At 63.4% G+C, this 19,988-nt stretch carries 17 protein-coding genes and 9 pseudogenes; 13 read left to right on the top strand and 13 right to left on the bottom strand.

Annotated features, from left to right (window positions below):
* The 3 genes and pseudogenes from H9L15_RS18260 to H9L15_RS19250 all read left to right on the top strand — a co-directional run.
* Positions 1-190, top strand: a pseudogene (locus H9L15_RS18260) (efflux RND transporter permease subunit); the annotation flags it as partial.
* Positions 191-623: 433 nt separating this feature from the next.
* Positions 624-1,376, top strand: coding sequence for a hypothetical protein (locus H9L15_RS16405; RefSeq protein WP_187716057.1), 753 nt, complete (start codon positions 624-626; stop codon positions 1,374-1,376).
* Between the two features lie 906 nt (positions 1,377-2,282).
* Positions 2,283-2,414 (top strand): hypothetical protein, encoded by a 132-nt coding sequence (locus H9L15_RS19250; protein ID WP_262985008.1) that lies wholly within the window; start codon positions 2,283-2,285, stop codon positions 2,412-2,414.
* A gap of 179 nt (positions 2,415-2,593) precedes the next feature.
* On the opposite strand, the gene H9L15_RS16400 is transcribed toward H9L15_RS19250, so the two are convergent.
* From H9L15_RS16400 to H9L15_RS16390, 3 genes and pseudogenes are all read right to left on the bottom strand, one after another.
* Positions 2,594-3,112 carry a hypothetical protein gene (locus H9L15_RS16400; RefSeq protein ID WP_187716056.1) on the bottom strand — a complete coding sequence of 173 codons (519 nt, stop codon included), beginning with the start codon at positions 3,110-3,112 and terminating at the stop codon, positions 2,594-2,596.
* A gap of 19 nt (positions 3,113-3,131) precedes the next feature.
* Positions 3,132-3,448 (bottom strand): annotated as a pseudogene (gene clpS / locus H9L15_RS16395) (ATP-dependent Clp protease adapter ClpS).
* A 201-nt stretch (positions 3,449-3,649) separates the two neighbouring features.
* A complete protein-coding gene (locus H9L15_RS16390; protein WP_187716055.1) occupies positions 3,650-3,946 on the bottom strand; it encodes a phasin family protein in 297 nt (98 codons plus the stop codon).
* A gap of 558 nt (positions 3,947-4,504) precedes the next feature.
* Between H9L15_RS16390 and H9L15_RS16385 the strand changes: the two genes are divergently transcribed.
* The gene (locus H9L15_RS16385; protein WP_223276760.1) at positions 4,505-5,092 is read left to right on the top strand and encodes a guanylate kinase; all 588 of its coding nucleotides are present in this window, start codon (positions 4,505-4,507) and stop codon (positions 5,090-5,092) included.
* Positions 5,093-5,414: 322 nt separating this feature from the next.
* Here the strand turns inward: H9L15_RS16385 and H9L15_RS19940 are convergent, their stop codons facing one another.
* The 7 genes and pseudogenes from H9L15_RS19940 to H9L15_RS19240 form a co-directional block, all read right to left on the bottom strand.
* Positions 5,415-6,020: an ATP12 family protein gene (locus H9L15_RS19940; protein ID WP_317617661.1), complete on the bottom strand. Its 606-nt coding sequence runs from the start codon at positions 6,018-6,020 to the stop codon at positions 5,415-5,417.
* An 81-nt stretch (positions 6,021-6,101) separates the two neighbouring features.
* A pseudogene (locus H9L15_RS16375) lies at positions 6,102-6,722 on the bottom strand (HAD-IA family hydrolase); the annotation flags it as partial.
* A gap of 192 nt (positions 6,723-6,914) precedes the next feature.
* Positions 6,915-7,136 (bottom strand): annotated as a pseudogene (locus tag H9L15_RS20695) (FMN-binding negative transcriptional regulator); the annotation flags it as partial.
* Positions 7,115-8,415 (bottom strand): annotated as a pseudogene (locus tag H9L15_RS16370) (RluA family pseudouridine synthase). The pseudogenes H9L15_RS16370 and H9L15_RS20695, both read right to left, overlap by 22 nt.
* Positions 8,416-8,424: 9 nt before the next feature.
* Positions 8,425-8,796 (bottom strand): ribose-phosphate pyrophosphokinase, encoded by a 372-nt coding sequence (locus H9L15_RS16365; RefSeq protein ID WP_187714720.1) that lies wholly within the window; start codon positions 8,794-8,796, stop codon positions 8,425-8,427.
* On the bottom strand, positions 8,796-9,077 hold the full coding sequence (locus H9L15_RS19245) for a DUF4893 domain-containing protein (protein WP_262985007.1): 282 nt from the start codon (positions 9,075-9,077) through the stop codon (positions 8,796-8,798). Before H9L15_RS19245 ends, H9L15_RS16365 begins: the two co-directional genes overlap by 1 nt.
* The gene (locus tag H9L15_RS19240) at positions 9,059-9,418 is read right to left on the bottom strand and encodes a DUF4893 domain-containing protein (RefSeq protein ID WP_187716053.1); all 360 of its coding nucleotides are present in this window, start codon (positions 9,416-9,418) and stop codon (positions 9,059-9,061) included. The genes H9L15_RS19245 and H9L15_RS19240 overlap by 19 nt, the downstream gene beginning before the upstream one ends.
* Positions 9,419-9,547: 129 nt before the next feature.
* Here H9L15_RS19240 and rarD point away from each other — a divergent pair, with 129 nt between their 5' ends.
* The 3 genes from rarD (at position 9,548) to H9L15_RS16340 (ending at position 11,271) form a co-directional block, all read left to right on the top strand.
* Complete coding sequence (rarD, locus tag H9L15_RS16350) at positions 9,548-10,333, top strand: EamA family transporter RarD (RefSeq protein ID WP_187716052.1); 786 nt, start codon at positions 9,548-9,550, stop codon at positions 10,331-10,333.
* 326 nt (positions 10,334-10,659) lie between these two features.
* Entirely contained in the window at positions 10,660-11,010 is a 351-nt protein-coding gene (locus tag H9L15_RS16345; protein ID WP_187714723.1) for a hypothetical protein, read from the top strand.
* A 39-nt stretch (positions 11,011-11,049) separates the two neighbouring features.
* Entirely contained in the window at positions 11,050-11,271 is a 222-nt protein-coding gene (locus H9L15_RS16340) for a hypothetical protein (RefSeq protein WP_187714724.1), read from the top strand.
* Between the two features lie 14 nt (positions 11,272-11,285).
* Here the strand turns inward: H9L15_RS16340 and H9L15_RS16335 are convergent, their stop codons facing one another.
* Positions 11,286-13,061, bottom strand: a complete 1,776-nt coding sequence (locus H9L15_RS16335) for a PHA/PHB synthase family protein (RefSeq protein WP_187716051.1) — start codon at positions 13,059-13,061, stop codon at positions 11,286-11,288.
* A gap of 80 nt (positions 13,062-13,141) precedes the next feature.
* On the opposite strand from H9L15_RS16335, the pseudogene H9L15_RS16330 reads away from it, so the two are divergent.
* Positions 13,142-13,758: pseudogene (locus H9L15_RS16330) on the top strand (trimeric intracellular cation channel family protein).
* 37 nt (positions 13,759-13,795) lie between these two features.
* A pseudogene (locus H9L15_RS16325) lies at positions 13,796-14,973 on the top strand (LL-diaminopimelate aminotransferase).
* A gap of 1 nt (position 14,974) precedes the next feature.
* Here H9L15_RS16325 and H9L15_RS16320 read toward each other — a convergent pair.
* Positions 14,975-15,532 carry a D-Ala-D-Ala carboxypeptidase family metallohydrolase gene (locus H9L15_RS16320; RefSeq protein WP_187714725.1) on the bottom strand — a complete coding sequence of 186 codons (558 nt, stop codon included), beginning with the start codon at positions 15,530-15,532 and terminating at the stop codon, positions 14,975-14,977.
* 71 nt (positions 15,533-15,603) lie between these two features.
* Between H9L15_RS16320 and H9L15_RS18245 the strand changes: the two are divergent.
* The 4 genes and pseudogenes from H9L15_RS18245 to glpX all read left to right on the top strand — a co-directional run bounded on the left by H9L15_RS18245 (position 15,604) and on the right by glpX (position 18,771).
* Positions 15,604-16,523: pseudogene (locus tag H9L15_RS18245) on the top strand (alpha-L-fucosidase).
* A 100-nt stretch (positions 16,524-16,623) separates the two neighbouring features.
* Entirely contained in the window at positions 16,624-17,046 is a 423-nt protein-coding gene (locus tag H9L15_RS18240; RefSeq protein ID WP_223276759.1) for an alpha-L-fucosidase, read from the top strand.
* Positions 17,047-17,243: 197 nt separating this feature from the next.
* The gene (locus tag H9L15_RS16310) at positions 17,244-17,720 is read left to right on the top strand and encodes a DUF2721 domain-containing protein (RefSeq protein WP_187714726.1); all 477 of its coding nucleotides are present in this window, start codon (positions 17,244-17,246) and stop codon (positions 17,718-17,720) included.
* 63 nt (positions 17,721-17,783) lie between these two features.
* Positions 17,784-18,771: pseudogene (gene glpX, locus H9L15_RS16305) on the top strand (class II fructose-bisphosphatase).
* Here the strand turns inward: glpX and H9L15_RS18235 are convergent.
* Positions 18,768-19,919 (bottom strand): SDR family oxidoreductase, encoded by a 1,152-nt coding sequence (locus H9L15_RS18235; protein WP_223276758.1) that lies wholly within the window; start codon positions 19,917-19,919, stop codon positions 18,768-18,770. The pseudogene glpX and the gene H9L15_RS18235 sit on opposite strands and share 4 nt — an antisense overlap.
* Between the last annotated feature and the right edge of the window lie 69 nt (positions 19,920-19,988).

Raw genomic sequence — 19,988 nt, 5'->3', positions numbered from 1 at the left:
CGATCGTGATGACGACCGTCGCAATGGTCGCGGCATGGTTCCCATCGCGCTATCCCTGACGGGCGATTCGAGCTGGCGCGCACCGATGGGCGTCACCGTGATCGGCGGCCTGATTTTCTCGACGATCCTGACCCTGCTGCTGGTCCCTGCCTTCTTCTCGATCGCCATCGACATCGAGCAGTGGATTGGCGGAGATCCACAAGATGTCGGCCAGGCGCACACCGCGCGCCTGTCAGGCAAGCGCCGCAACCCGCGGAGTGAACGGCGGCCAAGCTCGTCTATTGATGGCCGATGGATGCGAGAACTCAGTCCGGAATGCCCTAGCCGGGTTCAACCGGCGCAGCCGGTGCTGCGGAATGAAGCTGGCGCGACGACTTCTCGTCCTGATGGCCGGTTGTTTTTCGTGACGCGCGCTACGAGCAGCAGTATCCGTGGCTGTCGTACGTGAAGGCGTTTTTGAAGCGGCAATGGTCGGTGGCTTGCAGACTGGTTCGCAGTCACCGGCTCTTCGCACCCCTCGGCCTGCCCATCGACACGGCGATCATTCCGAGGAAAAGGATCGCATCGGGAAGCGCTCGCGAACTTTATCGTGAGAACTCCTATCCGTCAGTGGTCGCCGGCGCATGCGCAACATCGACGTGGCGGAGCCGTCGGCCGTTTCCTGCAAACCCTGCGGGAGAGGGACCCGCATCCGTGCGGCGCGTCCGCTGATCGCGACGTTCGAGGTCTCGACGACGAGCGGCTGCGGCATCGTCAAGGGTGAATCTCGACCGCATCGCAGATGGAGGTATGCGCTCTCGGCCATGCGCTGGCGTCAGGATCAACGAGGATCGCATGTTCGATGCTCGAGGCGCGATCCGCTGGACGGCGAGCCTCGAAGCGAACGAGCCCCTGATCGGGAGATGGTGCAAAAGAAGGCCAATTGGGCCTCAGTTGGCCGGCTGGATGCAAGCTCGTCGAGCGATCCTCGACGGACTGCGCAAGCTCAGGTCGAAATGTCAACGATCCGCCACCGTTCGGTGAAGGTCGAGGAAGCGCTCGCCCAACTTGCCAACGACCTCCAGACGCGTCCGGAACACGGAAGCGGGTGGAGGCGATCAAGGAGCAGCTTCTCGATAATCGATCGGTCAGCTGTGGCTCGAACCTTGTGGCAGAAGTCGCGCGAGGCGGTGATCAGGCGGCGCGCAATCCGATGCCGCTTTTGCGGCAAGCTCGGAGAGGTGCTGAAGTCGATGGGAACGACGCTGGAAAGCGACGCCCGCATCCGCGCGCCATCAACCAGTTTGGCCCGCCGCTGTCGTCGGATGTCCGCGAGCTACGGCGGATCATGGTCAACTGGTGTCGGAGACGTGCGAGGCTGGGATGCGGGGACGTGACGGCGCGCCTGGAAAGCGCGGTGGGCGGACTCCATACATCGCATCAACGGTACCCTTGTCGGGGACTCGTCGGTGTCCATTCACGTTCTGGATAACGCTTTGACGATCGTCATCCGCGAAGCCGAGAGTCGGACGCACCGCGGTCGTCGAACTCATCATTGCCCTGGGACATCCATCGAAGAGGCGGATGTCGTCGTATCTCGAGATCTTGGGAAGAATGAGATCCTGCCCTGGTCGCCAGGATGCCGAGCGAGTGATCGGCATGTGCGGCCTGTCAGCCATGGTGACGTCATCGTCCGGCACGTCGCGGGTTTCAGTAATGATTGTCGAGAGAGCTATCGCGGACGCGGAATTGGTGCTTGCTCATGCCGAAGCGAGAAGCGCTCTCGCGCACGGATGCATATCCTGGAAGTGACGAGCAACGTCAGCCGCGAGCGCGCCCACCAGTTTTACGAAAAGCTCGGTACGAACGTACGAGCTACCGCTTCATGAAGACGCTAGCTAGCCGGCGCTGCGCGCTCGATCGTCGCCCCGACGGCACTGAGCTTTTCTTCCAGTCGCTCATAGCCACGGTCGAGGTGATAGACGCGCAGAACCTCGTCTCACCTCAGCAGCCAGACGGCTAGGATCAGACTCATCGAGGCACGAAGGTCGGTTGCCATGACTTGCGCGCCGGTCAGCTTCGCACGCCGTGAACAACTGCGGAACGGCCGTGAATTTCGACCTCCGCGCCCATGCGGCGCAGCTCGGCACGTGCATGTAACGGTTCTCGAAGATCGTCTCTTCGAGAACTCTGGCCTCTGCCCGCACAGCATCGCATGAACTGAGCCTGCATGTCCGTGGCGAAACCAGGGAACGGAGATGTCGAAAGCGCCAACGGCTTGAGCCACCATTCGCGCTTACCTGATGCCTTTTCGTGAACTCAATGACGAGGCCGGCCTGGGCAAGCGCATTGAGCGTGGCCTGCATGTCGTCCGGCGGGCCAATCAGTTGATCGACCCGCCGTCAGCCCGCAGCGCAGGCGTAGCTACCGCTTGATGCGATCCGGCATGACTTCGTAAGTCGTTCATGAAGGCCTCGACGCCGTCAACGATCAGGTGCCCGATCCGATGCCTTCGATCTTGCGCCATGGCAACCAGAAGATTGCAGAGATCGACGATCTCCGGCTCACGGCAGCATTGAACAATTGAGTCCGCCCGTTTGCCAGAACCGCGCCATCAGCACGTTCTCGGTGGCGCCGACGACACGACCGGAAAGCTGTAGTCCCCCCGTGAGCCGACCCTTGGCGCCGAAGCCTTCACGTAGCCGGCAGCCAGTTCGATTTCGGCGCCGATTGCTTCTAGCGCCTTCAGGTGAAGGTCGATCGGTCGATCGCCGATGGCGCAGCCGCCCGGCAGCGATACGTGGATTCGCCAGCGCGCGCCGCATCGGCCACACAAGGATTGAGGCGCGCATCTTGCGCACCATGTCGTACGGCGCGACCGTCGAGCTAATGTCATGGCTGGAAGTGACCTTCCGTCCGAACTCGCCTTCTTGACGCCGCGACGCTGGTCGAGACGCCAAGCTGGTTCATCAATGCCGAAGCTGTCGACATCCGCGAGCCGCGGCAGGTTGGCGAGGGTCAGCTTCTCCTCGGTAAGGAGGGCGCAGGTATCAGGGTCAGCGCAGCATTCTTCGCGCCGAAATGGGAATGTCGCCCTTGAGCGTGCTGCCGCCTTGATCCAGATACTGTCCATCGGCGCGCTTTAGCGCCGATCAGCGGACTCGCAAGCAGCGGTAGGGCTCAGGCTTTTCGAGAGTGCACTGCAGCGGGTGCTGATTTCCCGCGCGAAGTCGATCACCTGGCTGACCTTGGTTTCGGCGACTTCGTAAGTGAACACACCGCAGACGGCGATTCCCTGTTGATGCACTGCAACATGACGCGGGTCGCGTCCTCGATTCCATTGAGAAGAATTGTTGCAGCACCAGGACGACGAACTCCATCGGAGTGTAATCGTCGTTCAGCATCAGGACTTGTAATTGCTCGGTTTCTTGGTGCGCGGGCGCGTGCGCGTGGCGACACCTGTTTCCATGTCGCCAACGCCGCATCATCAGGCTCGTCTGTCATCGTCCAACGCATACCCATAACACCCTAAGATATGGCAAGCGGCGAACGCTCGCAAGGAGGCTAGTGGCCGGGAGCGTCCAAAAAAGCGTCGGCACAAAAAAAGACGGCGCCCGGGGAGAGAGGTGGGCGGCCGTCTGGTCATTGCCTGATCAGGAGGGGAGAGGCGTCAGGCAACAAGCTTGTTGATACGCTCCGCGTTCAGCGTGGCGCGGGTCTGGATCGGCTGGATGGCCTCACCCGCGAGCTTCACGAACGTCTCGGTCAAACGCGAGCTCTCGGCGACGAAGCGGTCGAACTGCGCACGAGCGAACTCGCTCTGCAGCTGAAGGAACTCGCTGGCCGACTTGGCTTCGGCGAGGGCGCGGACTGCGTCAGCAGCCTTCTCCACGCCTTCACGGCTGGTCTCGACGACGTCCTGGCCGAGCGACTTGGCGCTTCGACGGCAATCTTGCGGCGTCGACAAGCGCTTCGACGTTGGCCTTGCTGACTTCCGTCAGCTCTTCCATCGCCTTCTGCGAACGCTTCACGACTTCCTGGCCACGCTCGCCGGCGTCGGCGAACAGCGTCTGGAACGAACCCGTGTTGGGGAGGGCGTTGAAGCCGCAAACCAGTTGTTGGTGGTCTTGGTCACAGTCTCAATCCTTTCCTGGGCCACGCGGGGCTTACGAGCACCGGCGACCTTTGCAGCGCGGCGCGGCTTGGCGCGGCGAGCGGTTTTCACAGCCGAGCGGGTGGCTTTCGCCTGACGCTTGGTGGCCCGTGCCACTTCGAGGTCGTCCGCTTGGTAGTCTTCACGGCAACGGCCGGAACTCTTTCGCAACCTCGCCTGCGGCTTCAACCGCCTTGGTGGCGACCTCCGCGCTGGTGTCGATTGCCGTCTGAGTTTCGTCTGCCATTGCTACAATTTCCTTCTTTTGTGCGCTGCAACATAATCTTTTGCAGTGCACCTTTCAAGGTCTTTTTTTGTGCAGTGCAACAGAGCGCTCCTTGACGCTTTTTCAGCGTCGGACCAAGAACAGTCATGGACCTAGACGACGCCGATCCTTCGACCCGCGCCGCCGTGGCCTTCTGGTGGTGTTGTCCTCCCCTCCGGCGCGGGCAAATCGACGATCTCCCGAATGCTTCTCGATGCGGATCCCAGATCACGATGTCGATTTCGGCAACGACTCGGCCGAGACGCTCCGGCGAAGTGGACGACGTCGACTACCATTTCGTGGCCCCGCGCGGTTCCAGGAATTGGTCGATCAGGACGAGTTGGCGGAGTGGGCTACGTGTTCGATCACCGATACGGGTCCCGAAAGAGCCGATCAAGGAAGCGCTCCGCCTCGGCCGCGATATCCTGTTCGACATCGATTGGCAGGGCACCCAGCAGCTCCGCGGCGCGTTCGGAACGGACCTCGTACGCATTTTCATCTTGCCGCCGTCCATGGCGGAACTGGAACGCCGCCTAAGGGCGCGCAACACCGACAGCGACGAGGTTATCGAGAGCCGGATGAAGCGCGCTGCGTCGGAGATCGGCCATTGGGGCGAGTACGACTATGTGCTCATCAACGAGGATATGGATCACTGCCTGCATGACGTTCAGGCAATCATCGCTGCGAACGTATGAAGCGGGACCGCCAGCCCTATCTCATTCCGTTCGTTCGCAAGCTGGTAGAACGGCCGAACTAGGCCTCCAACAAATCCAGGAACCGCGCCGCGGCGAGGAAATCCCGCCGACGGTTGGCGAGTGCCGCCTCGGCCTCGGTGTCGGATCCCCATTGCTCAAGCTGCCAGCGGTCATCGACGCTGACGGCCTCCCACGCCTCGCTGCATCGAAGGCGTCTTCCAGCACACCAAGCGCTGCGAGAAGGGAGCCGCCGATCGTGACGAGCGGCGAGAGTCCGCGAGGTGGAAGGCGTCGAGAGCGGCCACCGCATGTGACAGACGTTCTACCGTCGCCACCGGCTGGCTGACATGCACCACCCGGTGGTGACGTTGAAATCGACGTCGAAGCGCCGCCTGCCCCAATTGATGAGGGCATCCCACTCCCGGATTGCAAGTCGACCAGACCTGCGGTTCCTCCGCACGATAACAGGCGAGATCGGCCTCCGCGTAGCGCGCAAGATCCGCAGCAAAGGCTTTCCTGGCGGGCTGGACGCGATCGATTGCGGCATTGGCCAACCCGTGAGCGGCATTGCTCTCGGATCGATGGTTTCGGCGACGTCATTCCATTCGGCCGCGATGCCTTCCGCAAGAGCTTCGGTCGGCACGACCAGCGGCACTCGCGCCGGCGTCTTGACCGGCTTGCCATCCAGCACAACACCCAACCGCCGTCTGCTTCGACGACCTCCGCCTTCGCCCAGAATCGCTTCACCGGCGTCGTTGTCCTGCTGGTCCAGGCGCGCTTGAGCACCATTGGCGCGAACACCGCGTCGATCACGCCAACGATGACGATGATCGCGCCAGCGACGGCCAGCCGCCCTCTCGCACCAGGTCAGTGTAGACAATTGCAAGGCCAAGGAAGAATGTGAGGACCCGATCAGCCGGACAGCCATGAAGATCTGAAAGCGCCTGCGCCAAAGGTCGTCGTCAGCCAATTGCGGCTCCTTGCCGGGAATGAGAGAGAAGACATCGCGCGGTGCGGCCGCGACCGCAATTGCGCCGGCTTCGAGCATCTCGTGGGCCTCGTGATAGCCCAGCCCGCACCGATCCCGGTCGCACCTGCGGCTGCAGCCATCGCCATGTCGAAGGCCGTGTCGCCGATCACAATGGTTGTTTCCGGCGAAGAGCCCGCGTCCGCCATCGCTTGTTCGACCATCGAAGGGTGCGGCTTGCTCGGATGCCGGTCGGCCGTTTGCAGCGAAACGAAACGGTCGACGATCCGTGACAGTCGAGGCAGAGCGTCAGCCCGCGGTCCGACTTCCCAGTCGCCACCGCGAGAAGCCAACCATCGGCTTCCAGCCGGTCCAGCAAGTCCGGGATCCCTTCGAACAAGGGCTCCTCGACACGCCCTTCAGCACGAGCCCGCTGGAAGTGGCGCTTGTAGCTCTCCGCCAGGAGCACGTGTCGATCTCGCTCTTCTTCCGGAAGCAGGGTGGCGATCGCCTCGACGAGGCTTAGGCCGATTACCTTGCGACTAACCTCGGGCGACGGGACGGCAATGCCATGCTCACCGAACGCGCCCGACAGGGCCGTGAAGATGTTGGCGCGCTGTCGACCAGCGTTCCGTCACAATCGAACACCGCCAGCTTATTCATTGTAGCCACGCGCTTCCCGGATCGCCGCGACGATATCTGCCCTGCCGGCCTCCTCCTGCCGGCGATCGTTGCCGCAAGGTCGGCGTCAGACTTGTGCTGGTTGAACTTGCGCGTTCCGCGGATTCCGGTCGGACTGACTTCGAAGCCGACGATCGCCTTGGTCATCGCGTCGAACCTTCCAGGTTCCATCTTGTCCCGGGTCCAAGGCTTCTCGGGCTGATGAATGTCTTCGAAGTGCTTGCTCAGCCGGTCGAGAAGATCGACGAGTTCTTCATCGGCAAGCGTTTGCGCAGTCCCCTCGATCTCGACGGCTTCGTAATGCCAGGTCGGGACCTGGTTCTCCGCAACGTACCAGTTGGCGCTCTGATACGCCTCCCGGCCGGAGACGCTGATCAGGACACGGCGTTCGCCCAGATGATCGGCAACTCGGTTCCGGCGAGCAACGTGGAAGCGAATGTTCCCTCGGCGGTCACGAGGACTGGAGCGTGCACGACAAACAGACCGGAATCGGACGATGTGAAGACGTGGGCGAACGCGCGGTCGGCGACGAACCGCAGGAGCTCGTCGCGATCCTCCAGGCGAAGGCGCGGTTCGGATGCATCAGCCCGCCGCGTCGACTGGCTGCGCCCGCGCCTCTCTCCGCGTCGGCCACGGCGGCGGTCGCGGGCGATGGCATTCGCCTTGCGCTGCTTAGCCTCCGGCGTCTGCGAGAGCTTCTCAACGTCGAGCGGCATGTTCTCGCCATGCATTAGCTCGAAGCCCAGAGTGCCCAGGCTTTCCGCAATGTGCGGCGGCAATTCCGCCGTGACGTCAATCACCCCGCCCGGCGCATCGATCCGGATTCGCCGGGCGTGGAGATGAAGCTTGCGACTGATCCCGCCGGTCAAAAATGCTTCGGGTCCACCATATTTCGCATCGCCGACAATGGGATGCCGATCGCGGCCATATGCGCGCGCAGCTGATGGGTCCGGCCGGTTAAGGGCTGCAGTTCGACCCATGCCGCGCGATTGCCGGCTCGGTCGACAATCCGCCAGCGGGTCTTTGCGGGCAGCCCGTGCTCTTCGCTAACGTGCATCTTCTCGCCGCCGGTGCCCGGTTGCTTGGCAAGCGGAGCATCGATCAGTCCTTCGTCGCCCGAAGGCACGCCGACGACCAGCGCCAATAGACCTTGCGAGCAGTCCTTCCGGAGAAGGATTTGGCGAAATGCCCGCGGACCGCGCAGTTTTGGCAACTAGCAGGGCGCCAGAGGTGTCCTTGTCGAGCCGGTGGACGAGCTTCGGCCGACTGCCCTCGTCGTCGGCGAGGCCATCGAGCAGCTTGTCGAGGTGAAAATGCGTCTTGGTCCCGCCCTGTGTGGCGAGGCCGGGCGGCTTATTGAGAACGAACGCGCTCGGGTCTTCGTAGATGACCATTTCACGAACGAGTTCCTCTTCCTCCGGAGTCAGCGGCTCGCGCTTGCGCTCGGGCCTTGCAGCCGCGTGGGCGTCGCCTCCGCCGCAGGTACCTGGATTGTCTGTCCGGCCTCGATCCGGTCTCCCGGCGTCGCGCGCTTGCCGTTGAGCTTGAGCTGACCGGTCCGCGACCAGCGCGACAGGATGTTGAAGCTGATGTCCGGCGCATGCCGCTTGAACCAGCGGTCGAGGCGGATGCCATCATCGTCTTCGGAAACAGTGAAAGTGCGCGGCTCGGCCATGCCCGCCGCTTAGCCGCGCGTTCTCCAATAGTCGAACGCCTGGCGCTGGAGCTTGTTGATCAGCCGCTTCGCCTTGGGTCCTTCCCACAGCCCGGTGAAGCCATGCTTCTTGGCGCCTCCGATCCACCAGCCCTGTCCCGGCAGGCCGTCCGATTGCCGTACGACAAGTACTGCAAGCTCGGGCTCACCCAATTCCTCGGCGTTGTCGTCGACGTAAGCCAGCACCTTGCACAAAGCCCGCATCTTCGGGCGCGTGAAATGGTGCCCGAGAAGAGCAAGCGTTTCCGAATAGGTGATCGGCTCACCCGCCGAGGCGCTCGCGACAAGGATCGCTCGTACCTCCGCGGGATCGGCGAGCAGGCCCGCGCGGTCTGCGTCCATCACTGGGGCTGTTGGGCGACCGGCGTCAGCTCGAACACGTCGAGCTTCGAATTGCCCTGCGGCCATGGAATGACCAGGCGCCACTTGAACGGCGCAATGCGCTCGAGCACGCCGGCCATGTCGCGCTTGGCATCCTCGCCATAGGCTCGCGGCTGCTCCTCATCGCCAAGCGCAAGGCTCCCGAGAAAGATGAGGCGCTCCGGCCGGTCATCCTCCCAAAGGCGTCCAGCGGGTCGCTGGCTCCCGGTCTGCTTGACGATGGTCAGGAGGTCGCCCTCCACCTCGACGTAGCAGAAGAAGGGCTTGAATCGCTCGAACGCGGGCCCTTCGGCTCGACCCTGCCGAGCTTGATCAAGCGGCAATTGTAACTTCCAGGCGTCGGTGCCGGCCGCGCAAGACCCGCACGAGGAAGCAGAAGCGCGCCCTCGGCTTCGACGTCCTTGGGCGACGTCTTGTTGGCTTCCTGAAGGCCTTCCTGCCATGCGATACCGAGCCGAGCGATCCTCTGCTCGTCGGCGTCGGTCGCAACGCCCTTCCATGTGTCGGCTTTTGTCGGCGGCTCGGCCGTCACGACCGGGCGCAGCTTCTCCTTCTCGCCCCGGTCGTGCAGGCGGCGAGACACAGAGCCATCATGAGGGACAGGCTGCGACGTGCCACGACGCGAAGGTGGCACCGGCGGTGGCCAGTTGCAACTAACATGGCGTTCAGCATGCCCTTTGAATTGCCGCTTACCGCCGGTAGGCGCGCAATCATGAATCGTCCCGACACGCACGGCCACGCACGCCAAGGCTTCTTGCTCGGAGCCGCAGCCTACGGCCTGTGGGGCGTACTTCCGATCTACTTCAAGGCGTTACGGGCGATCGACTCCGTCGACATCGTCGCCCACCGCATCGTCTGGTCGATCCCGGTTCTTGCAGGTCTGCTCTCCTTCACCAATGGCTGGAGCGAGGTTCGCGAGGCTTTGAGAAACCGCCGCGCCGTCATCATGCTCACCATCACGGCGTTGCTGATCGGAGTAAACTGGCTGCTCTACGTCTACGCAGTGAACAGCGGCCATATCCTGGCCGGCAGCCTTGGATATTACCTTAACCCGCTCGCCAACGTACTGCTCGGCAGGGTCATCCTCAAGGAACGCCTGCATTGGCTCCAATGGGCGGCGGTCGCACTGGCGGCCGCGGGCATCAGCGCGCTGGCCATCGGCGCTCTTGGTCAATTGTGGATCAGCCTGACGCTCTGCGTCAGCTTCGCGACCTACGGGCTGCTGAGGAAGATTGCTCCCGTCGACGCGGTAGCGGGACTAGCAATCGAGACGGGCATTCTTTTCCCGCTCGCCGCGGGCTGGCTGATCTGGGACCTCGCCGCCGGCAATGCGATCTTCGGAAATTCGACGATGGACATCGTACTCATTGCCGGCGCGGGCCTGGTCACCGCCATCCCTCTCCTATTGTTCACGGCCGCGGCCAAGCGCCTGCGCTATTCGACACTCGGAATGCTCCAGTTCCTGGCCCCACTCTGCAGTTCCTGCTTGCCGTCCTAATCTACGGCGAGCCGTTCACGACGGCCCACGCAATCGCTTTCGGGTCGATTTGGACGGCTCTCGCGCTCTATGTCATCGCGCTGGTCCGGCATGCCCGGGCCTCCGTGACCTTGCCGGAATGAGGAACATGGCGCAGGCTCGATAATTGCCATGCATATGAAGAAGATTCTTGCCGCCGCCGCGCTGCTCTCGGTCACCGCCTGCGACCCGTATTACGGTCAGGATCCCTACGGTCCGCAACCGTATCCCGGTCCGGCTCCCTATCCGCAGGAGCCGTATCCGGGCCCCGCGCCCTACCCGCCTACTCCATACCCAGGGCAGCCACCGTGCCAGCCGACGCCCCGGAGTGCCTGATCAGCGCGTCACGGGAATGGACGGCCTGGATCAATCGAATGCCCGGAACAGGCGCACCGACCCTCGTCGTCAGTGGAAAGGTTACTACGCCGACCGGCGGCTATCAGGTTGCGTTCGACCCGCGCATCCAGATCCGCAAGGGCTATCCGGCGCAGGCGTTCGTCACGCTCAATGTCGCCGCGCCGACCGGCCCCGCCACGCAGGCGACCGTGACGCACGAAGTCCGCTGGGAATGGCCGCTCAATCAGCCGGTGGGCAGCGTCATCGTCAGTTGCGGCGACAAGACCCTCGCCGACATCACGCGCATCCAGACCGCTTACTAGGACTGCCGAGGTCGGCCCACGCAGAAGGAATTGCCGCGCATGTTCAATATCGTTTCAGTGATCATCGGGCTTGTCGCGCTTGTATTGGCGGTTGTCGCCTTTCTTCCGCTGTTGGGATGGGCCAACTGGCTGATCATCCCGCTTGCGATTATTGGCGCAGGCGTCGGAACGCTGGGCGGAGGAACGGCTGGCCGTAACCTCAACTTGTTCGTGATTGTCGTCGGCATTGTCCGCCTGATGCTCGGCGGCGGGATTCTTTGATCAGCTCGCGCTGATCAGCGAGCTTTGACGTAGCGCCCGGGCGCGTCCTCGATCGGCTTCAGCTTACCCTTGCCTGGGACTCTTGCGCCGTTGGCCGGCACAGTCGCCGGATCCTGGCTTTTCAGCCAGGCGAGCCAGTCCGGCCACCAGCTTCCCTTGTGCTCTTCCGCGCCGGCAATGAAGGTTTCCAGAGTGTCGGCAGGCTCGTTATTGGTCCAATGCTGGTACTTTTCCGCCGCCGGCGGGTTCACTACCCCGGCGATATGTCCGGACCCCGCCAGCACGAACCTTTTCGGCCCGGTGAAATGACCCATGATCTTCCACACGCTTTCTGGCGGCGAGATGTGGTCCTCTCGCCCGGCCTGGACATAGGTTGGCGTCTTGACCGTATCGATGTCGACTGCGGTCCCGGCGACATTGATTCCGCCTTTCTCCGCCAGCTTGTTCCCCTTGTAGAAGCTCTCGATGTAATCGCGGTGCCATGAGGCCGGCAGGTTGGTCGTATCGCTGTTCCAGTGGAGCAGGTCGAATGGCGCCGGCTCATCTCCCATCAGGTAATTGTTGACGACGTAGCTCCAGATGAGGTCGCGGCCGCGCAGCAGGTTGAAGGTCGCAGCCATGTAGCGTCCGTCGAGATAGCCGCTGTCGCGGGTAATCTCGTCCAGCAGCGCGACGGTGTCCGCACCGGTGAAAAGCTTGAGGTCCCCCGCGCTCGAGAAATCGACCTGAGCCGTGAGGAAGGTCGCGGACTTCACCTTCGATTGCTGCTTGTGGGCCGTCAGATAGGCGAGAGTTGCCGCAAGGGTCGTACCCGCCACGCAATAGCCAATGGTGTGCACACTCTCGACACCCAGCAGGTCGCGAACGGTGTCAATCGCATCAATCTGTCCGTTGAGGACGTAGTCGTCGAGCGTTGCGTCCGCGATGCTTTCGTCGGCCGACTTCCAGCTGACCATGAACAGGCTGATGCCCTGGTCCACGCACCATTTGACGAAGCTCTTCTCGGGCGTGAGGTCGAGGATGTAGAAGCGGTTGATCCACGGCGGAAAGATGACAAGCGGCGTTTCAAGCACCTCGTCCGTGGTCGGCGTGTATTGGATCAGCTGGTAGAGCGGCGTTTCCTTGATGACCTTCCCGGGCGTCGTCGCCAGGTTGCGGCCAACCTCGAACACGCCTTGCTTCGTCTGCGTCAGCTGCCCGGCCGCGATATCGTCGAGCATGTTGGCGAGGCCCTTGAGCAAGTTCTCGCCGCGCGTTTCCATTGTTCGCTTCAGCACCTGCGGGTTGGTCAGCGCGAAGTTCGACGGGCTCATCGCGTCCACGAAGCTGCGCACCGCAAACATCAGCCGGTGACGGCTTTCGTCGTCGAGCCCGTCCAGTTCCTCGGCAGTCCCCAGCAGCTTGTCGGACAGCGCCAGGTAGGTCTTGCGGATGGTGTCGAAGACCGGACTCTCCTGCCATTCGGGCGCGGCGAAGCGCCGATCCTTGGCATTCTCCTTCGCCTCGGGATCGAGACCGATCATCTTCCCCCACGTCTCGAGACCCTTGGCCCAGGCTTCGGCGCCGGCGCTGAACAATGCGGCCGGATCGGTGGTCATCGGCGAGCCGGCGGGGAACGCGGGCGGGAAAGCGCCCCAGGGCGACGCAGCGGCGGGCCAGCCGGCATCCTTGGGGAGGCCGTCGGCCCAGGTCTCCATGAGCATCTGCTGGGCGCGTCCCATCACCCAGGTCCAATGCTGCCAGTCCTCCAGCGTGGGAATGGCGCTCGCCGTGTCCGTGTCGTCTGCCATGCGTCCCTTGTAAGCAATTCGCACTACTGCTGCGAATCCCCGCAATTGCATCACGCCGCAACAGTCGCGAAAAGCGCTCGATGCATCCGGAGGCCTTCTCTCTAGCACTCAGCTTCCTCGATTATCTGGGAATCGGCGTGTTCGCGATTTCGGGTGCGCTTCTGGCGGCCGAGAAGCGTCAGACGCTTGTCACGTTCATCTTTTTCGCGGTCGTGACCGGTGTCGGTGGAGGAACGCTTCGCGACCTCCTCATCGGGGCGCCGGTCTTCTGGGTTTACCGCAACGCGACGCTCATGATCTGCATCGGAGCGGCGCTGATCACCTGGGTCGTCAGCCGCCGCATGATTGCCGAGCGAGCACTGCTGTGGTTCGACGCCGTCGGTCTCGGGGCGTATGCGACGTATGGCGCGGCCAAGGCGCTGAGCTTTGGTGTCGCGCCGGTACCGGCCTTTGTCATGGGGGTGCTGACCGCCTGCGCAGGAGGGATCATCCGCGACGTTCTTGCCGGAGAACCGTCCATTCTCATGCGCCCGGAATTGTATGTGACCGCCGCGGCGCTTTCGTCGGGCTTGCTGGTAGGACTTCCCTACCTCGGTGTGCCGCCCGATCCAGCGGCCTTGATTGCAGCCGCTGCGGGTTTTGCGCTCCGGGACTGGCCGTCGCTCGCGGATGGGCACTCCCGACTTACAGCAACTAGGCTTGCCGCACTGCAGCACGGACGGCATGAGTATCCGGTGACCGACGAATTCTACCGCATCCAGCGCCTGCCGCCCTACGTCTTCGCCGAAGTGAACGCGATGAAAGCGGCTGCCCGCGCGCGTGGCGAGGACATCGTCGACCTCGGCATGGGCAATCCGGACGGTGCCCCGCCCAAGCATGTTATCGACAAGCTCTGCGAGGTCGCTCAGAAGCCGAACGCCCATCGTTATTCGGCCAGCCGGGCATCCCCGGGCTTCGGAAAGCGCAGGCGGCCTATTACCAGCGGCGCTTCGGCGTGAAGCTCGATGCCGACAAGGAAGTCATCGTCACCCTGGGTTCGAAGGAGGGCCTCGCCAACCTCGCCCAGGCGATCACTGCGCCGGGCGACGTCGTCCTTGCCCCGAACCCTAGCTATCCAATCCACACCTTCGGCTTCATCATCGCCGGAGCCGCCATCCGCTCGATCCCCGCCGCCCCGGGCGAGGAGTTCTTCGAGCGGCTCACCAACGCCATGCGCTTCACAGTGCCGAGGCCCAAGGTCCTCGTTGTCGGCTACCCGTCCAATCCGACGGCCTACGTGGCCGACCTGCCCTTCTATGAGCGCCTCGTTGCCTTCGCCCGCGAGCATGAGCTCATCGTCATTTCCGATCTCGCTTATGCGGAGATCTATTTCCGCGACACGCCCACGCCATCGATCCTGCAGGTCGAAGGCGCCAAGGAGGTCGCTGTCGAGTTCACATCCATGAGCAAGACCTACTCCATGGCCGGCTGGCGGATGGGCTTCGCGGTCGGCAATGAGCGCCTGATCGCTGCCCTTGCCCGCGTGAAGTCGTACCTCGACTATGGCGCTTTCACGCCCATTCAGGCCGCCGCAGTTGCCGCCCTCAACGGCCCGCAGGACATCATCGAGGCGAACCGCAAGCTCTATCGCAAGCGCCGCGACGTCCTGGTCGAAAGTTTTGGCCGCGCCGGCTGGAACATTCCGGTCCCGGAGGCCAGCATGTTCGCCTGGGCGCCGATCCCCGAGCGGTTCCACAATCTCGGCGCGATGGAGTTTTCGAAACGGCTGCTGACTGAAGGCCATGTCGCGGTCGCGCCCGGCGTCGGCTTCGGCGAAGAAGGCGAAGGTTATGTCCGCATCGCGCTCGTCGAAAATGAGCAGCGGCTGCGCCAGGCCGCGCGCAGCGTGAAGAAGATGCTGGCCGGGTCCTAAATCAGCGCAGCAGGGCGCTGGAAACCGTCACCACGCCCCACTGGGTCATCTCACCCTTGCTCGGGATCGAGGCGATGCGGGTCGAACCGCCGAATGCGAACGCGAAGTGACTGTGATCGCCCTCGTCCAGGGACTCGACGAGTTGATAACCGGCATTGCGGAACGCCGCTGCAATCATCGAGTGGGTCACGCCGGGCCGGCGAGCGATGTCGATCGCACGACCACGCAAATGATAGCTGTTCCGTACTCCGCCGACCGCTCGATTGTGCGCCGGAGTGCGGTACGTGCTCGTCACGCGGCCCCAGTGCGAACCGACATTGGCAGCGGAATTGAGACTGCCCGACCCGCCGCCGATCGGCGCCCAGTTGCCGCCGGCCAGGACAGGCTCGGAGGCGACGCGTGCCTGCACATTGGTCGATTCGCGGACGGCGGCCTTTTCGGCAACGCCAACCCTGACCGTCGCACGCTGTCCGGACAGTGTACGGATTCCGAAGTCCGTTCCTGCCGAAGCGCTCGTCGCGCTTGATAACAGTATCAAACCGATGACGAATCGCGTCATACATGAGCCCCCGCTCTATGCGGCTTTCTTAGCTCTTTCAGTGAGTCCCAACAATCGTCAGTAATCAGGGCATGTTCTCAAGACGGGACAGCATCGCCGCCGGGGCCGCAGCATTGCTTGCCGGTTCGGCATCTCCGTCCGCCGCATCGGAAGCCGGCGAGAGCATGGCGAGCCACCCTGTTCCCGACTGGTTTCGCGACGCCAAGTTCGGTCTCTGGGCGCATTGGGCCCCCAATGCGTGCCCGAAATGGGCGATTGGTACGGGCGGCTCATGTACGTGCCCGGGTTCGCCGCGTGTGATCATCACGCCCGCACCTACGGGCACCCCAGCCGCACAGGCTTTCTCGACATCATCGGCCATTGGAAGCCCGACGAGTGGCAGCCGGAATATCTCCTGCGCCGCTACAAGCAGGCGGGGGCGAAATATTTCGTCGCGATGGCCTGCCATCACGACAATTTCGATCTTTTCGATAGTGCCCACCATCCCTGGAACAGCGCTAGCGTCGGCCCGAAGCGAGATTTCGTCGGAACCTGGGCAAAGGTCGCACGGGACGCCGGACTGAGGTTCGGCGTATCGAACCACAGCAGCCATGCCTGGCATTGGTGGCAGACCGCTTACGGCTACGACGCCGAAGGTCCAATGCAAGGTCGCCGCTACGATGCATATTGGCTGCGGAAGCAGCATGGCCGCGGAACCTGGTGGGATGGTCTCGACCCGCAGGATCTCTACACCGGCCCCAGTTTCGTCCCGCCCGATGGCCTCAACAGCAACAAGGCGATGGCCGACTGGCACGGCGCACGCGATGGCCAGTGGCTGGAAGATGCTCCGCAAAATCCTGGGTTCGTCCGCAAGTGGCTGCTTCGACAGAAGGATCTCGTCGAGAAGTATCGGCCCGACCTCCTCTACTTCGACGATTACGGCGTCCCGTTTGGTCCAACGGGCCTGGAAGCGGTTACCCATTTCCAATCGCTGACGCCGGAGGGGTTTTGACCGCGAAGCAGCTCAACGACGACCAACGCAGATATGTCGTCGAGGACGTGGAGCGGGGTTTTCTCGCCGATACCCGGCCGAGCGCCTGGCAGACCGATACGTGCATCGGCAACTGGCACTACGATCGCCCCCTCTACGAGAAGGGGGCTACAAGAGCGCGAAGCAGGTCATTCAGCGCCTTGCGGATGTGGTTTCCAAGAATGGCTGTCTGCTGCTCAGCATTCCCGTTCGCGGCGACGGATCCATCGACGACAAGGAGGAGCGCGTCCTCGACGGGCTGGCGGCCTGGTTCCAGGTCAACGGAGAGGCGATTTACGGCACGCGGCCGTGGCGCCGCTTCGGCGAAGGCCCGACCAAGCCACCCCTGGGGGTCATGGCCGAAGCGGAAGCGAAGCCTTTCACGAGCGAGGACATCCGCTTTACCTCTCGCGGTGGGACGCTTTACGCCTTGCTGCTCGACTGGCCATTGAGCGACATTACCATTCGTTCGCTCGGCAAGCCGAGGGTGAAGTGCATCGCCTGACGTTACTCGGGGACCTGAGCTGAAATTCAGCCAGGACCGGCAGGCTTTGAAGCTCTCTGCCCTACCACCTGGCGACGGCCGCTTCGTTCCCGTTCTGAAGGTCGAGGGCAATGGCTTGGCGGCGTGACTGCGGATCGCAGAATGGGGCCGCCGTCGGAACGCTTTGACAAACCCACCCGCTGGCGCACAGAAATCGCATGGCCATCGACTCCCCGGCATCCGCCTACAATGTCGCACAGATCATCCAGCTAGCTGTCGCTCCCGTGTTCCTGTTCGCCGGGATCGGCGCCTTCCTGAACGTATGCACCGGCCGTCTTTCGAGAATCGTCGACAGGGCACGCGACGTTGAGCCCTTACTCCTCGCCAGCAGGGGATCGGAACATGAGAGATGGCTCAACGAACTTCGCGTGCTCGATCGCCGAATGGTGCTCGTGAGCCGCGCAATCTTCCTTGCCGTGCTGGCCGCCGTGCTGACCTGCGCAGTCGTCGTCCTTCTGTTCGCCGCAACTCTCACCAACGACAAGTTCGGCACGGAAATCGCCGTGCTGTTCATCGTCTCGATGCTGTCGATCGGTGCGGCGTTTGCGGTCTTCCTGATCGAGACCCGAGTCGGCTCGCGGGCGGTCCGTATTCGGTCCGAACTTTTGGCGCATGAGGCCGATCCGGACGCCTAGCGTCGCCTCGACAAGAGCGGTCGCCCCCCTTATCGCGCTTCCCATTAGGGAGACCCGCCAACCATGCTTCAACACCCTCGCGTACCCGCGTCCCAGGTCCTTGACCGAGTCCTCGTGCTGGAAATGGTCCGCGTGACCGAGGCGGCTGCGGTTGCTGCCTCCAGGTGGATCGGCCGGGCGACAACGATGCGGCGGATGCGGCGGCGGTCGAAGCCATGCGTGAAGCGCTCAACGAGCTCCCGTTCGATGGAACGGTCGTCATCGGCGAGGGCGAGCGCGACGAAGCGCCCATGCTCTACATCGGGGAGAAGGTCGGCTCGGCCCAGGGGACCGGTCCGAAGATCAACATCGCGCTCGACCCGCTCGAGGGAACGACGCTGACTGCGAAGGCAGGGCCCAATGCGCTCTGCGTGCTGACCATTTCAGAGGAGGGAGGCCTCCTCAACGCACCCGACACCTACATGGACAAGCTGGCGATCGGGCCGGGCTATGCTGAAGGAACGATCGACATCTCGCGCAGCGTTACGGACAACATCCGCGCGATCGCCGAGGCGAAAGGCGTCCCGGCCAATGAAATCATCGCCTGCGTCCTCGACCGGCCTCGGCACGACGCGATCATCGACGAGCTGCGGTCTCTCGGCTGCGGTGTGAAGCTGATCACCGACGGCGACGTTGCGGGTGTGATTGCGGTCACCGATCCCGACACCAGCGTCGACGTCTATCTCGGCAGCGGCGGAGCGCCCGAAGGCGTGCTCGCGGCGTCCGCGCTTCGCTGCGTGGGCGGTCAGATGCAGGGCCGCCTCGTCTTCCGCAACGATGATGAGGTCGCCCGCGCGCGCCGCTGGGGATCGAAGACCTCGACCGGGTCTACTCGCTCGAGGAAATGGCGAAGAGCGATTGTATCTTTGCCGCCACCGGGGTCACCGACGGCTCATTGCTCAAGGGCGTCCATCGCCGCGGCGATCGCTTGACTACGGAAAGCATCGTCATGCGCGCCAGCTCGGGGACCGTCCGCAGGGTCTGGGCCGAGCATCACAAGTGGGACGACTAGGCCGCCTCATCCAATAGCCGCCTCAGCGGCTCGGAGCTGTCGACAAAGTCCGAGATTGCACGGTCCAGCGGGCGAAGCAGGACGCCTCGGCTGCTCGTCAGGCTGGTATCCGACGGTTCGTCGTGGTCCGGAACGATGATCTTCCCAGCATCGGAACGGGTGTGGTCGGCGACCGCCTGGGCAAGCTCATGCCAGCTCATCGATCCCTGGTTGGTCAGGTGCCAGATGCCCTTCTCCTCATCCAAGAGCAGATCCAGCGTCGCGTGGACGAGATCGGGGACATAGGTCGGCGAGACGATCGTCCGCGCGCTGGCGAAGACGTCTTCACCGCGCCGCAGTTGCTCGATCGTATTGAACAGGAAGTTGTGCCGGTCCCAGGGGCCGAAGAAGGCGCTGGTGCGGACGATTAATGCGCCTGCATCGATCGAAATCAGTCGTGCCTCCGCCTCCGCCTTGCTGCGGCCGTACTCGCAAAGCGGTGCGGGCGCGTCGGGTTCGACATAGGACCGCCCGAGTTGGCCGTCGAACACCAGGTCCGACGAAAAGGTGACGAACGGAATGCCGTGCAGCTTGCAGGCCTTCGCCAGGAGCTCGGGCCCCGTGACGTTGGCGAGAAAGCATTCGTCCGCCTTCTCGTCGGCCTCCCACGTCCGGACGAAGCCGGCGGTGTTGATGATCGCCCACGGCTTGACCCGGGCTATCGCGCTCGCAATCGACCCTTCGTCGCAAATGTCGAGCTGGGAACGTTCCGTGAGCACGAACGGCAGGCCGCGATGCGCGCAAATCCGCGCAAACGCCTGGCCAAGCGTTCCGGTCGCCCCGGTGATCAGGATCGAGCGGGCATTCGCCGCCCTTCGCGGCAGGGTCTCGAACCTGCGGCGCGCGTGTGTTCGTCCAGGCCGTCGCCACCATCCCGGCAAGTCGAGAACGGGGTGTTCCAGCCGATCCCCCCGCCCTAGCGCCGCGGCTGCCTTCGCAAAAAGGGTGGGTCGCGGAATATCGGACCGCGTATCGAACGCACCGGCGTCGTAAGCGCCTTCCTTCTTCGTTAGCAAAGATCGCCAGTCGACCAGGCCGAAAAGCGCCCAGACGGTCACCGCCCGGATGTCGGCACCTCTGGCTCGCTCCTGTTCGGCGGCGGTCCACATCTCGTGAAGCCAGCGTACCTGCTCCTCTCGCGTACAACCGTGGTGAACCTCGGTGATCGCGATCGGCGT

The organism is Sphingomonas daechungensis, assembly GCF_014489495.1.
Classification (GTDB): Bacteria; Pseudomonadota; Alphaproteobacteria; order Sphingomonadales; family Sphingomonadaceae; genus Sphingomicrobium; species Sphingomicrobium daechungense.
Note: the sequence above shows the minus strand (reverse complement) of the source record. Positions and strands in the feature narration are given on the sequence as shown.